Origin of the sequence: Spirosoma agri (assembly GCF_010747415.1) — a bacterium.
In the GTDB taxonomy this organism is placed as follows: Bacteria; Bacteroidota; Bacteroidia; order Cytophagales; family Spirosomataceae; genus Spirosoma; species Spirosoma agri.
The window spans coordinates 48,821-62,326 of record NZ_JAAGNZ010000007.1; the positions used below are offsets into that span (position 1 = coordinate 48,821).

Consider the following 13,506-nt stretch of genomic DNA (forward strand, 5'->3'; position numbering starts at 1 on the left):
ACAATTTCAAGATTTAATTAAATTCGAAAGTAATTTGGTTACTCATTAAGAAAGGTGTTAGAAAATAGCCAGCGCATCAAACAGGCGGATGGAAGAAAACGATTGCATCCAAAGCAGGCCAGAAAGTATACCGTCTTTACATGAACTGATTGCCTCATCTCTGAGTCATCCTATGCTCTGCGGCCTCGTTCGGCCAGACGTTATAACCGACCAGATCGCCTAAACAACGGACCACGTCGGACTGTCAATGTCGGCCAATACCATATCAAGGGCGGGCAAGTTGGCGTGAATGTGCGAGAACAGGGTACGTTTCACACGTGCTTTTGAAAGCCTTTTTTGTAATGGGGTGAAAACTTTCTCTCTTGTTTCAACGCAAAATTGACTATCAGAATCAGCACCGGCACTTCGATCAGGGGACCAACCACGGCGGCAAAGGCCGCACCGGAATCGATGCCGAAAACGGCGATGGCCACTGCAATACCCAGTTCAAAATTGTTACCCGCTGCGGTGAAGGCCAGCGACGTTGATTTAGCGTAATCGGCCCCGGCTCGTTTCGAGAGATAAAAGGCCGAAAAGAACATGATGGCAAAGTAAACCGTCAGCGGAATGGCGATTCGTACCACATCGAGCGGGATGGACACGATCAGTTGCCCTTTGAGACTGAACATGACGACGATGGTAAACAACAGCGCAATGAGCGTTATCGGGCTGATGACGGGTAAAAAGCGGTCCTCGTACCACTGGCGGCTGTATAGTCGCGTAAGAATGATCCGCGAGAACAGCCCGGCCAGAAATGGCACGCCCAAATAGATGAAAACGCTCGTGGCCACTTCGCCAATCGTAATATTGACCGCATAACCTTTCAGCCCGAACAAAGGCGGTAACACAGTGATAAAAACGTAGGCATAGACCGAATAGAACAACACCTGAAAAATGCTGTTGAAGGCTACCAGGCCAGCCGCATAAAGCCGATCACCTTTCGCCAAATCATTCCAGACGATCACCATGGCGATGCAGCGAGCAATGCCGATCAGGATTAAGCCGGTCATGTATTCGGGCTTGTCGGGTAGAAAGATGATTGCCAGAACGAACATCAGCAGAGGGCCAATGATCCAGTTTTGCAGCAAAGACAAGCCGAGGATTTTGGTATTGGCAAACACCTTCGGCAGCTCGCTGTACCGCACTTTCGCCAGCGGTGGGTACATCATCAGCACCAAGCCAATTGCCAATGGAACATTGGTTGAACCAGAATTAAACTGATTGATGAAGCCTTGCGACTGCGGGAAGAAATAACCGATGCCCACGCCGATCAACATGGCCAGGAAGATCCACAGCGTTAGGAAGCGGTCGAGAAACGAAAGCTTAGGCATGGGTGGTTCGACTCGTTACGTTGTCCTCGATGAATTGACGACTGTACGCTTTGATCTCGTCGCGTACCTGACGAAACGAAGTCAGGGGATCAACGTCAGACTGATGGCCGGGATCAGTAAAACTATGGTGTACTTTCTTGGCCGTGGATGGAAAAATCGGGCACTGTTCGCGGGCGTTGTCACACACCGTTATCACGTAATCGAACGGAATAGCAATGTATTCGTCAGCGTGATTAGAGGTGTGGTGCGAAATATCGATGCCATCCTCAGCCATGACTTGGATCGCCAGAGGATTGACCCCGTGGGGAGCAACGCCCGCGCTGTACACCTGGGCGCTCCTGTTTCGGCCCGCCGTATCGTTGTCCAACACATCGTGGTCCGACACATCGGCGAAATGTTGCAGATAGCCGTGGGCCATCTGGGAGCGGGCGGAATTGCCCGTGCAAAGTACAAGGATAGTTTTCATGGTGTTTTTATTCGTGAATGGTGACTTGATTAGCAGCCGCAACCAGGGGAGCAGGCCGGGGCATTAGCTTCGACAAGTTCTAAAACAGGTTTGACCGTTGCTTTTTCAGCAGCTGGGGCACAGCCGGATTCGCCCGACGTGGTTTTGCCACAACACTGCAACCGGGCAAGGGCTTTGCACTGGGTGTAATCCGGTATCAGGCCGACCGTGAAGCTGTCGCCCTCCGTTGTCAGTTCGCCGGGGTACATTTGGCGGGTGTCGAATTTAGAGTTGCCAAACTCGATTTTGACCGTAGCCACCGGATTCAGGAGCAGCGACTTTTCCACCAGGTTGATAATGGACAGGGCTTTTCTCACCTCCATCGAGCGGTCAGCTTCGTTCACTGGCGGCTCCCAGAGTTGCACGATTACTTCCGTCCAGGTGTTCATCTGCCCACCGCAATCGACCGATACAACGGAGGCTTGTTTGATCTCGGTAATGTGAAACGACGGATGGACAAATTCCTCTTCCGCATACTGAAATTGCAGAAACTTATCGGGGTTCTGAATGAGCGTGTCTTTGAACGCTTGCCAGGTCATTGGCTCGGATGCAGTTATAAGCTTCTCCATTGTATTATTGCAATATTACGATTAACAAGCACAAAAAAATACCTGCCGCTCTATCAGTCTAGTTCCAGGTCAGCAACAGGAAGCGGGTACGAACGATTCCAGCAGGGCACCGAACGCATGTTGAGCTTCCTCCCACACCGTGGGATTGATACAGTAGCAGACGCGGGGCGGGGTGATTTCGCCCTGAACGATGCCAATGCGTTTTAGTTCTTTCAAATGTTGGGAAACGGTCGCCTGGGCCAAATGCAGTTCGCCCACCAGATCACCACAAACGCACGCTTTCCTGGAAATGAGCATTTGCAGAATGGCCACCCGGGCGGGATGCGCAAAGGCTTTGGCTAAATCCGCAATGCGGTTTTGCTCATCGGTGAAAATTTCGGTTTTCGTCAGGCCCATGTCGCAAAGGTAGCAGACTATTTTCTCATTGCAATATTACGATGAGCAAATCAGTACTAATGCTGCCAGTATGTAAGCGATTGTCTGAACTTGCCCTTGCCCGAACAGGAATAAACTGAGTATGCACTTACTCGGTTTGCATCCTGATGCGGGTTACTAACGAATTGACCTTATTTTTTTCCGTCCTGAATTGGCTGTATGTGGTCAATATCATTGGCTTTCTGGTGGCGCTGTCGCGTCGGGCTTTATTCTCTTGCTTCATTACATCATCGAGTAAAGCAACCATGGCCGGCATAGCTTTTATTTGCTGCCACTCTGTCTTTTTCCAGCCAATCTGCTCAGTCAGTTTATTTTGAAACACCATTTGGGAACAACTTACGCCATAATCGACGCCATCAATACCAGTTATGGTAAGCTGGAGGGTAGCTTTATCCTAACTAAAGTCATCAATATGGTACTCATTCTGGCGACGAGTGGTTCGGTAGAATTATCAACTAATTTCCAACTTTCACCCAGCAAGTGGGTTAAATTAGCTCAAAGGTGGCCATACAAGCGCAGACACCGCAGTTTTCGTGTCAGCAATCGCACTGCTCTAACGGCCAACCGGTCTTGTCTCAACGGCATTATCCGAGGGACGGCCCCCTGAGATGTATGGTTTTATAGATGCACCCGCTCTCGTATTAGTAGAAGTAGCCAACTGTTTGACGATGCCTTCAGGATTTTTTGCGTTATTAGATGATATCTCGGCGTTGGTAAAAGCAAGCGCTGCCAGTTTAGACGATGTGCCAACGCAAGTGGCCAAAACGACCGGAAAAGTGTCGGGCATTGTCATTGATGATACGGCTGTTACGCCCAAGTATGTCGTGGGGCTCGATCCATCCCGGGAACTAGCCATTATTTACCAGATTGCCAAAAAATCGCTGATCAACAAACTCCTGATACTAAGCCCAGCAGCTCTGTTGCTTGGCTACTTTGCCCCTTGGGCCATTACGCCTATTTTAATGGTAGGTGGCGCTTATTTGTGCTTTGAAGGCTACGAAAAGGTTCATTCCCTGTTTAGTCACCACGATGGTCAAACGGAACGGGAGCCAGTAAAAGAGATCACTCCTCAGGAGCTGGAGAAGGAACGAGTGGGTAGTGCAGTTCGTACCGATATTATTTTGTCGGCCGAGATTATGGCTATTGCCTATAGTCAGGTAACCGGCCAGGCGATCCTGAATCAGATTATAGTGATGGTGACGGTGGCTATTTTCATTACGGTGGCCGTCTATGGATTTGTTGGCCTGATTGTTAAAGCCGATGACCTGGGGGTACATCTGGCTGGCAGTGAACAGTCACCGACTACTCAGAAGATTGGCCGCGGTATTGTGAAATTTATGCCGCATTTCTTGACTTGGTTAGGTTATGTCGGTACAGCCGCCATGCTTTGGGTCGGTGCCGAAATCATTGCACACGGCATACCGTATACCGCTCATTTACTGCACGATCTGGAACAGAGCTTGTCATCAATGCCGATCGTAGCCTGGTTGGCCAAGGTCCTGGCCTGTGGAGCTGGCGGACTCGTAATCGGCTTTATTGTTGAGAAGGTTGTCGGGCTGGTTAAAAAGGTCTTTTTCCAGTCGGGGAAGTAGCGCAACCAGTTTGTCCAGTTTTTCTCCTTCCGTCCCTCCTTCTTCATCGCTAGAAAAATAAGTAAGAACCATTCTTTGTTTGTGGCGGCTTCGACTGGCTCAGTGACCCAACTTGCCTGAATAGCATCAGTTATGTTCAGTATAGGTCAGTAGTCAGCGCTTTCCAGGACGGGACACTCTTTGTCGTTCAACACAAAACGTCCAAATACTTTTCTGGACTTGATGGATCAAAGGGGCCTCTGTATTTAGCATGATACCAGTCTGTCCGGGGCAGCAACCATAAGCCAGGATTGAATCGGTAAGCTGAACACTTATTTCATCCTTACCAATAAAAACAAATGGGGCTGTCTTTCTGGCGAACTGTATAGACCCTGATTGATTCAGCACAAAGCCAGCGTTAACGGCGGCACCCGGTTCAGCAAATTTCTGTCCCCGTATATCTGTTGCCCTGAAGCCGTTTTTATGACCGATAAAAACCGTATATGACCAGCCCCACCATAACCGATTCAATGATCCAGACAGTGCGGGTATTATTATGCGTAATGCGTCGAATGACCCAATGTCCCCCCAGGCATATCACCATTATTGGCAGACCAAGCACAATCTCGAGCGGATAGTCTCGCTGTTGGTCGGGTGTTCCGTAAAGCACATAATAGAGGCCATGCAGTATTTCATACAAACCCAGTAAGGCTCCCAGCGTCAGGGGTGTGATCCAGTTTAGTATCTTCTCAATCGTCATACTACTGCTTATATTCTAGTGAGTATTCTGACCCCGTTATTGTTCGTTTCCTAGAACGTCCGTTCGAAACAAAAACGAACAGCATCAACGGCATAGTCTATGAACAAACTGGTGCATGACCAGAATCTCGTGTGCATACTGAGCGTTCGTTCGACGTTTTTTTATGGGCTGTTCGTACGGCCTCTCGATGAACTTATGCCCGTTGAAACGAGCGGATCAATGTGCCCTTCTTGATCAAGTACTTCGAGTTTTGCTTGATTGGTGGCATCAACATATAACTTGATGCGTGGACGGCCCTGCGCATCGTGGATAAACAAACCTACTTCCCGCTGCTTCGTCCGACCCACAAATAAGCGGTCTTGGCCAAAACGACCAGCCGCTTTTAATCGACTCATTGCTTGCCGAAACTCCGCTGGGTTTAGCATTCTCTTTAAAGAATCAACCAAGATCTGTTGCTGAGCCAGATTCGGCGATTCAGGCCGATCCCAGAGTTTTAAGCCGTAGGACTTGAGAGAGCCCTGCGAGGTAGCTTCCTCATCGTACTGTACCTGTAATAGCTGATCGCCCCGAAATTGATCCATCGATAACGCCATACCTGCCTGGCTGGGTGTTCCATCGTAAACCAAGCCACCACACTCATCGCCTGAACTATTGAAGAAGAGCAGACCGGCCTCTCGTTGCCGGGAGGGCACAGGTTGCCCATTGATGAGGCCCGGATGTTGGCGGTGCCGGTTACTAAGAACCATCTTCAGCTGGCCATTAGGCTCAACAATATTGATCCGCTCAACGGTCAACTCCGTTAAAGGGGAATCAGGTTTCTGATTTGGCGTTAACACCCGCCAGCCAAGCCATACAATGAGGCCGGTTAGCAACAGGCTATACACTTTAAGGAATTGTACTTGCTGAGCAATGGTCATGGGTCAATGGGTTAAGAATGAATAAAACGATTCGAAACAGCAGCAGGATAATCTTTTTCACTAACACTCCGCAAGCTTAAGGTATGATTTTGTTAATAGTCATTTGACAAAATACCCGTTTCTTTTGCATATAGCCACCCATTCTTAAGCTGAGCAAATAAGTGGCTGTACTTTTTGGCACTTCAGAGTTTAGTGATTTTTATGCAGTGGGGGGGACAACGGTCAATCTGGGGTTCATAACCTGAGCCGGGTGCGTTTCTCCCCCTGTTCTTGAAAAATAGTTGATAAAGTCCTACTGGAAGATCCTCGATAACCAGCCGAGCTTGTACGTGGCCGATCGACAGCTATTTATTGTTCGCTAGCTCTGCCTGTCACTGCACGAATTGACCATGATCCGAAAACTGGGGGGTGAACTGCGCCTGATACTCCCCTCGGGCGGGATTGATGACTCGACAGTGACTATGCTCACGCTCGTGATGGCAGAACCACCGGACCGGATCTGGAGCGCCGGTTGGGCACTATCCAGTGGGGTACTATACGGGACTAGTATAGCCATTGAGGGTGTAATTGACTAAGAAGCTGTGACTACCTGGCTGAGTCAGCGCAAAGGTGGTGTCTTGCGGAAGCCCACGCGAGAGACGCCGAAGCCGCTGATGGGCGTACGAATTCATGCACGTAATCAACAATTTACCGTTTACAACCCGAAAGTGGGGCGGGGTAGCTTACAATCGGGCGTAAAGGCAGCACCAGCGGGATTACCCTAGCGCAATCAGATCACGAACCTAAAGACGATCGCATGGAAGGAAGCGATTCTGATTATACATTCTCCGATCCAATACAATCACTGCATTGAGATAGCCTACGCGAACTCATCTTAAACCTACAGATAATCAGAGGGTTGCTTACCAAACCGCTGTTGATACATCTGGGCAAAATGGCTCACCTGCCGGAATCCAACCCGATTAGCTACCTGTTTTACGGAGGACACCTGACGGGTTTCGAGCAATAGCCGAGCCTGCCGGAAGCGGGCTTCGGTCAGGTATTGCGTGGGGGTCAGTCCCGTCAGGCGTTTGATTGTTCGGTAAAATGTCCGGCGGCTCATGGCCAGTTCATCGGCGAGCTGGTCAGCGGTAAGGTTATAGTTATCCAGTTGGGCAGTTATCAGTTCTTCCAGCCGTTCCAGCCAGCGGTTATTTTCGGCCGAAATGGTTGGGGAAGTCACCGAAAACTCGTTCTCATCGCTATCGTCGGCCAATGCGGGCGACAAAAACAGGGCCCGTTCGCGTTGGTTTTGTAGCAACGTCGTCACCCGCACGATCAACTCCTCTTCATCGAAGGGTTTCAGCAGGTAGTCATCCACGCCAATGCGTAACGCCCGAAGTTTATCGGCCAGCTCGGCGCGGGCAGTGAGCATAATGACAGGAATCCGTCGGTACGTATCGTGCGCTTTGAGGGTTTCCAGCAACTGAAATCCATTCATCACCGGCATCATAATATCAGATATGATCAACGCTGGTGGGTGCGGCTGGCTGGCTAGCACATCGAGTGCCACCTGCCCATTTTCAACCGTCTGAACCGTCATGGAGGGCGACAGGATCATGGCCAGGTAGTCACGCAGATCAGGATTGTCCTCAACCACCAATACGCTATCAACCTGCTGATTTTCTTGAACTTGCAACTTGTTATCCACAGAATGATCAGCCGGAACAGAAGGGCTATCGACCAGTGCGACGAATTTCGGTGCTACGTCGATTGCTGAGCCGTTCTCCTCTGTGATGGTGCTGACAGGTGCGGGAATAACCACAGTAAACGTACTCCCTTTACCCCATTGACTATCAGCCCGGATACTTCCCTGCATCAGCCGCACAAGTTCCTGACAAAGGGCCAATCCAATGCCCGTTCCGCCCTCAATGGGGGCGTCGGCCTGTTTTGTCTGGAAATACCGCTCGAAAACGTGCGGCAGATCGTTGGGTAAAATCCCCCGTCCCGTGTCTGCTATGGACACTCGTAGGTGTGGCGCGATGTACTGCACGACGATATGTACAGTGCCCCCTGCTGGCGTAAACTTGAGCGCATTTGCCAGCAGATTGGTGAGCACTTGCCGTAGTTTGCGTTCGTCGAGGGCCAAGACCAGTTCATCCGGAATCTGAGGGTCGCTGGTCAATCTGATTCCTTTCTGATGCGCCTGCGAGTCGAAATTAGCAACCAGTCGGCTGATCAATGGCTTCAGTTGGACGGGCTGTTGCAGCAACGTCATTTTTCCGGCTTCCAGCTTCGTAAAATCAAGCAGTTCATTGACCAAACTCAGCAGGTGCTGCGTGTTCCGCCGGGCCGTTTGCAGGAGATGTTCATCACGATCCGTTAGCTGCCGACTAGTCAATATACTGCTTATTGGCCCCAGTACGAGCGATAAAGGCGTACGAAGTTCGTGCGAGACGTTCGTAAAGAAGCGGGTTTTGGCCTGATCGAGCTGGCGTAACTCGTCGGCCTGCCGCTCTCGTACCATCCGCTCGTGCCGTTCACGATCCAGCTTTGACCGGAAGCGGACAAAGCCGACCAGTGCCGCCCCTGCCAGTAACGCGTACAGACCGTAGGCCCAGCCACTCGCCCACAAGGGTGGCTGAATAGCAAGCCTTAACTCTTTAATGTGCGGACTCCAGCGGCCCGCTGCATTGGCGGCATTCACCCGTAATGTATACTGGCCCGGTGGCAGCTTGGTGTAGTTGGCCGTTGGCTGAGACCCAACGGTCCACTCCCTGTCGTACCCCAGCAATTGATACCGATACATAACGCGATCGGGCTGGGGCGTGTACAGGGCGGCAAATCCGAACGTCAGGTAATTTTGATCAAAGGGTAAGGCAAGCGCAGACAGCTTATTGACGGGGGCAACCAGCGGTGAATGAATACCGTATTGATCGACGGATTTGTTATTGATTTTCAGCTCCGTCAGCGCGACGACGGGCTGCGAGGTATCGCTTTTGACCAGGGCCGGATCGAACGTAACCCAGCCTTTGATACCCCCAAACGCGAGCCGGCCATCGGGTAATCGCAGGTGATGAAACCGGTTAAATTCGTCGCCGGGCAATCCATCGGCCGTTTTAAGATTCAGAACCGTGTGCCGGATGGGGTCAAACCGACACAGCCCTTTATTGGTGCTGAGCCACAGATACCCTTTCCGGTCGGGCACTACCGAATAAATGGTGTTATTTGGTAACCCCTGAGCCGTTGTAAATCGTTGATAGCGCAGCGTTTTTTTGTTAATACAGAGTAATCCCTGGTAGCTACCGATCCAGAGCAGGTGCGGGCGTGTCGGGTCTTGCTCAAGATCGAGAAGCGAGTGGATCGACTGATTACCAGCCGATGATCCGAATTGAATAGCCTGGTGCGGTTGCCCGGACAACGGGAAACGGAGAAGCCCTTTTTCAACCGTTGTTACCCACAAATTCGTGGAATCAGCCAACAGATTATTCGCCTGCACAGCGGTTGGAAACTGAAAATCACTTCGCGAATGAGCCTGCCAATGCTTCGATTGACGATCGTACCAATACGGCTTGCCTTGATCCGTAACGACCCATACCTTCCCATCGGGCGCAATCGACAATCCCCGCAGTCCCCCCTGAAAAGTAGGTTTTACCGGGCTGGGCGCGGCAGGCAGCATGGTGAACTGCTTTTGCGGAACAGCGTAGTAACCAACCTGTTCGCCGAGTGCTATCCACAGGTTCCCCTGTTTATCGTACTCCGAACGAATGTGGTATGAACTCTCCGACCGGGCGGTCTCATTCGCAAATGGCCAGCGAAACCGATCCGCCAGAGACAGGTTCAGTTCGGTCTGCATCACGTCCTGACAGAATGATTGCTGAAAGGCATGAGCCCGTAACGGAACAGCGGCCAGATCCAGCCGCAGCAGCCCTAACGTGTTACCACCCAACCAGAGCACACCGGCCTTATCGAAACCCATACCCGTACACCACAAGCCTGTTGCCAGGTTATCGGTTGAAGGCTTATAGCGCCAGACAGGCGTCAACCCCTGCTGATCGGTGTAGTGATAAACCGTGCCGCCATGCTCTATATAATCCGACCCATCGGGGCGTTGAGCCAGCCAGCGCAAATCGGACCGTACCGCGATCGATAACGTTCGAGACCGAAGCGTGCGACGATCTGGATTGAAGAAAAACAAATGCAGTCGATCGCCAAAAAGAAACTCACCATTTCGGCGTAACAGCACGCCCATTCGCTCTTCAATTGTGGCGTCGTAACCCAGTTGATTGGCTAGGGGAAACGGGAAGGCAGTATTCTCAAAGCGGTGCGTCGACGGGTTAAACAGACTAATACCCGATCGGCTGATGAACCAAAGTCGATGCTGTTTGTCTTCAGCGATGGCCTTGATCGTGTCGGAACGCAGACCGTGGGTGGCCTGGCGGTAACGTAGTAGCTTATTCTGACGAAAATCGCAGCAGAATACCCCTTCTCCCCGTAGAATACCCCACAAATTGCCGTGTCGATCGACCTTCAGCGGACTACCCAGTTTAAATGGCAATGTCCGGATCTGCTCAAAAACAGGCTGTTGGGTCAGGTGCCAGCACCGACCGGTCTGGGTATTGAACCGATCAATATCACCCGTTTCGTACTGTACCCAGAGTTCATTCCGGCCGCCTTTCCACAGCTTGCTAACTACATTATCCGCTGGTGAAGTCGGGTCATTGATCTGGTGTTGAAAGGGTAAGAAACGAGTGCCGTCGTAGCGGGCCAGCCCGTCACGAGTACCCACCCAAATGAATCCTTCGTCGTCGAGAACGACATCTGACACAAAAGATTGCGGTAACCCTTGCTCTACACTGAGTAGTTGCAGCGGAGCCCAGCCCTCGGTTTGTTTTGTCGACTGTCCGCAGAGGTTGATCGGCCCAATAAAGCTGAGTAGCGCGATCAATCCGAAGAACGTATAAACAGGAAAATTAAGCATTCTCATTGACACTTACCACCAAGTCACTAGTCCAGCAATACCATATAGCTAGTAAAATAGTTCGTAATATAACCAAGAGTATGAATATGCGATTTAGAGCTGAGACGCTTTTTCGAAGAATTTATACTTAGGTAAAGCGATGTTACCGATCATCGTCCTGACTCGCCGTCGACAAACTTAGTCCATTCTTCACCTCGATTGTCCGCCAATCAGCCTCTGGCATGCTTTATTCGCGTTTTTTGGCACACTGGTGACGCTTTTTGGCACGATGGTAACGCTATTTGGCGGTCTATTTGGGGGCTAAAACGTTCAGTCATTCATGAAAGCATACCAGGGTCTTATCGCTTGCTTTATTCTGATGCAACTCTGGCTGATGAGCCCTGCCGTAGCACAGCAAAAAAAAATTGACAGTCTGAAAACAGTGCTTACGCTCAAGCTACCCGACACAACCCGCGCTCAGACGTATTACGATATTGCCAATCTCTTCTACAAGCAAAACCACCCGGATTCGGCCCTCTATTATTTAAAGCCAATACGCCAGATCTGCCTTCGCGCCAACTACCGGGCTGGGTTAGGCGATTACAATCGCCTGAACGGCGTCATCCACATGTACCAGGGTCAGTTTGAAGACGCGTTGACGTTTTACCAGCTAGCCATCACAGAATACGCCAAAGCCGGCAGAAGCAAAGACATCGCCAAAGTTTACAATAACCTGGGCCTGCTCTACAAGATGATGGGCGATAGTCAGGGGGTCGCGGCCTACACCCGGCAGGGGCTTGCGTACGTACAACAGGCGATAGCTCTTAACGAACGCATTGGCACTGTCCAATCGCTGCGGGATAGTTACATCAATCTGGGCATCATTTACGAAGACCTGGGTGATTTTGAGCAGGGCAGAGCCTGTTTTTACAAAGCACTGGCGCCCATTGATCAAACGACTGTAACGCCCGAAACAGCCCGCATCCTTTACAATAATCTCGGCAAAAATTACAACGTAGAAGGCCAGTACCCGAAAGCCATTTACTACCTCGAAAAATCGCTGGCCATCAATGAGCAGCTCCAGAAATTCAGCAGCCTGATCCATAACTTCCGGAATCTGGCCACCGCCTATGATGGCTTAAAGCAATCGGCGAAAGCCGTTCAATACGCCGAGAAAGCGCTGGCACTGACCCGGCAGGTAAAAGATGCTTCGCTCATCAGTACCGTGTACAGCACGTTAGCCAGCGTATACGCAGGAGCCGGCCAGTATGACAAAGCGTATACCGCTATGGTACAGTACAAGCGCATGGAGGATTCACTGGTAACCATCACGAAGACGCGCACGATCAGTCAGTTGCAAGGTCGATATGCCGTGCAGCAGGCCAACGCGCTCGCGACGATCAGGGCCAATCTGGAGTTGACTAAAACGCAGGCCGTAGCGCAGGTAGAAGCGCAACGGGTGAAAGACATTGCCATTATCCAATCGGAAGAGAAGCGTCGGGAAGCGCAGATCAAAGCGACCGCTGATATTGAAAAAACACGAGCCGTTGCCGAGTTACAGGCGAAATACGATACCCGAAAAAAAGTGCAGCAGATCGCCGAACTCGACCAGCGTAATCAACAGCGCGCCCGGCAGATACAGTACATGACGGGCGGCCTGGGTCTGTTGCTGGTCTTGTTAGGTGGTCTGGTAGCCCAGTATTACGTTATCCGCCGGACGAACCGTCGCCTGTCGGTCCAGAATGGCATTATCGCGGCCAACAGCGAACAGCTGGTCAACCAGTCCAATCAGCTTCGGGTACTGATGAAAGAACTGCATCACCGTGTGAAAAACAACCTGGCCATTGTATCCAGTTTGCTGAAATTGCAGATGAATCGGCTCGACGATGAAAAAGCCATTCAGGCAGTGCGGGTTAGTCAGCAGCGGGTCGAAGCCATGTCACTGATTCACCAGCGGCTTTACCAGACCGATCAGCTGACGACCATCAACATGGCCGAATACCTGAACGACCTGGCCAGTGGCCTGATGCGTGCCTACGGCTACCATGCTGACACGTTCGACCTGCAACTCAATGTCGACCTGCCCGAGTTGGACGTAGATGTGGCGATTCCCCTGGGGCTAATCGTCAATGAGTTGGCCACAAACGCGTTCAAGTACGCGTACACCACAGTTGCCAGGCCCCTGCTCCGTATTGATCTCCACCAGACGGGCAACGAGGAGCGAGCGGGCATGACGCTGGAGGTGCAGGATAATGGCCCCGGGATCGACAGCCTCGACGGACAACGGCCGAACCAGCAAAGCTCATTCGGCAGACGACTCATCCTGTCGCTCAGCGAACAACTGGAGGGAGAAGGCCAATGGGTAAAGCAAAATGGCACCCTCTTCCGGCTCTCCATTCAGAACGCCCGCCTGGCGGCCTAATCTAACAACAAATTTCAC

11 protein-coding genes and 1 pseudogene are annotated in these 13,506 nt (G+C 51.2%); 4 read left to right on the forward strand and 8 right to left on the reverse strand.

The window, feature by feature from the left end; all coding sequences use genetic code 11:
• Positions 1-184: 184 nt before the first annotated feature.
• The 5 genes and pseudogenes from GK091_RS27675 to GK091_RS27695 all read right to left on the reverse strand — a co-directional run.
• Positions 185-315 (reverse strand): annotated as a pseudogene (locus GK091_RS27675) (YfcE family phosphodiesterase); the annotation flags it as partial.
• Positions 312-1,370, reverse strand: coding sequence for an ACR3 family arsenite efflux transporter (gene arsB / locus GK091_RS27680; protein ID WP_164043989.1), 1,059 nt, complete (start codon positions 1,368-1,370; stop codon positions 312-314). The pseudogene GK091_RS27675 and the gene arsB, both read right to left, overlap by 4 nt.
• Positions 1,363-1,836: an arsenate reductase ArsC gene (locus GK091_RS27685; RefSeq protein ID WP_164043990.1), complete on the reverse strand. Its 474-nt coding sequence runs from the start codon at positions 1,834-1,836 to the stop codon at positions 1,363-1,365. The genes arsB and GK091_RS27685 overlap by 8 nt, the downstream gene beginning before the upstream one ends.
• 29 nt (positions 1,837-1,865) lie before the next feature.
• Positions 1,866-2,444 (reverse strand): DUF6428 family protein, encoded by a 579-nt coding sequence (locus GK091_RS27690; RefSeq protein ID WP_246202453.1) that lies wholly within the window; start codon positions 2,442-2,444, stop codon positions 1,866-1,868.
• Between the two features lie 69 nt (positions 2,445-2,513).
• Positions 2,514-2,840, reverse strand: coding sequence for an ArsR/SmtB family transcription factor (locus GK091_RS27695; RefSeq protein WP_164043991.1), 327 nt, complete (start codon positions 2,838-2,840; stop codon positions 2,514-2,516).
• A gap of 707 nt (positions 2,841-3,547) precedes the next feature.
• Here GK091_RS27695 and GK091_RS27700 point away from each other — a divergent pair.
• Positions 3,548-4,471: a DUF808 domain-containing protein gene (locus GK091_RS27700; RefSeq protein ID WP_164043992.1), complete on the forward strand. Its 924-nt coding sequence runs from the start codon at positions 3,548-3,550 to the stop codon at positions 4,469-4,471.
• Positions 4,472-4,931: 460 nt separating this feature from the next.
• Here the strand turns inward: GK091_RS27700 and GK091_RS27705 are convergent, their stop codons facing one another.
• Both GK091_RS27705 and GK091_RS27710 read right to left on the reverse strand, forming a co-directional pair.
• Entirely contained in the window at positions 4,932-5,210 is a 279-nt protein-coding gene (locus GK091_RS27705; RefSeq protein ID WP_164043993.1) for a hypothetical protein, read from the reverse strand.
• Between the two features lie 161 nt (positions 5,211-5,371).
• Entirely contained in the window at positions 5,372-6,127 is a 756-nt protein-coding gene (locus GK091_RS27710) for a hypothetical protein (protein ID WP_164043994.1), read from the reverse strand.
• Between the two features lie 389 nt (positions 6,128-6,516).
• Between GK091_RS27710 and GK091_RS27715 the strand changes: the two genes are divergently transcribed.
• Both GK091_RS27715 and GK091_RS27720 read left to right on the forward strand, forming a co-directional pair.
• Positions 6,517-6,702, forward strand: a complete 186-nt coding sequence (locus tag GK091_RS27715; protein ID WP_164043995.1) for a hypothetical protein — start codon at positions 6,517-6,519, stop codon at positions 6,700-6,702.
• Positions 6,703-6,708: 6 nt separating this feature from the next.
• On the forward strand, positions 6,709-6,891 hold the full coding sequence (locus GK091_RS27720; protein WP_164043996.1) for a hypothetical protein: 183 nt from the start codon (positions 6,709-6,711) through the stop codon (positions 6,889-6,891).
• Positions 6,892-7,007: 116 nt separating this feature from the next.
• Here GK091_RS27720 and GK091_RS27725 read toward each other — a convergent pair whose 3' ends face one another.
• Positions 7,008-11,087, reverse strand: coding sequence for a hybrid sensor histidine kinase/response regulator transcription factor (locus GK091_RS27725; protein WP_164043997.1), 4,080 nt, complete (start codon positions 11,085-11,087; stop codon positions 7,008-7,010).
• Between the two features lie 319 nt (positions 11,088-11,406).
• On the opposite strand from GK091_RS27725, the gene GK091_RS27730 reads away from it, so the two are divergent.
• Positions 11,407-13,488, forward strand: coding sequence for a tetratricopeptide repeat protein (locus GK091_RS27730; protein ID WP_164043998.1), 2,082 nt, complete (start codon positions 11,407-11,409; stop codon positions 13,486-13,488).
• Positions 13,489-13,506 lie beyond the last annotated feature (18 nt).